The sequence below is a fragment of the Zoogloea sp. genome, assembly GCF_023150065.1.
In the GTDB taxonomy this organism is placed as follows: Bacteria; Pseudomonadota; Gammaproteobacteria; order Burkholderiales; family Rhodocyclaceae; genus Zoogloea.
On record NZ_JAKLLN010000212.1, the window covers coordinates 1 to 546 of the forward strand.

A 546-nucleotide genomic window follows, 5' to 3' on the forward strand; every position below is an offset into this window, starting at 1 on the left:
TCGCAGACCATCCTGCCGCTGGCGATGGGGCACGAAACCTCGATCCGCTACGCGATCCGGCCCACCTACTGGGATGGCATCGACCTGGTGAGTGCGGCGCCGGTGCTGTTCGGGGCCGAGTTCGCCCTGCCCGCGCGGCAGACCCAGGAGCCGGGGTTCGAGTTCTGGCGCGTGCTGGACCTGGGCATCGACGATGTGCGCGGCGAGTACGACGTCATCGTCATCGACACCCCCCCTGCCCTGTCTTACACCACGATCAATGCCTTCATGGCGTCGGACGGCATCATCATGCCGCTGCCGCCCAACGCGCTGGATTTCGCCTCGGCCTCGCAGTTCTGGAGTCTGTTTGCAGACCTGGCCAACGAGCTGCTCACCAAGCGCGGCCTGGACAAGACCTTCGATTTCATTCACGTGCTGCTGGCCCGGGTGGATGCGGCCGACGCGGCGAGCACGGTGATCCGTCAGTGGATCGGGCAGACCTATGCCGAGAAGGTGCTGCCGGTGGAGATCCCGAAGACCGCGGTGACGGGGGTGGCGAGTGCCGAG

Annotated in this window: 1 protein-coding gene; it reads left to right on the top strand. The window is 66.3% G+C overall.

All coding sequences use genetic code 11. The annotated features are described in order from the left end of the window. Positions 1 to 546: ParA family protein (locus tag L6Q67_RS24330; protein ID WP_296576344.1), on the top strand; the 546-nt coding region annotated here is incomplete at both ends.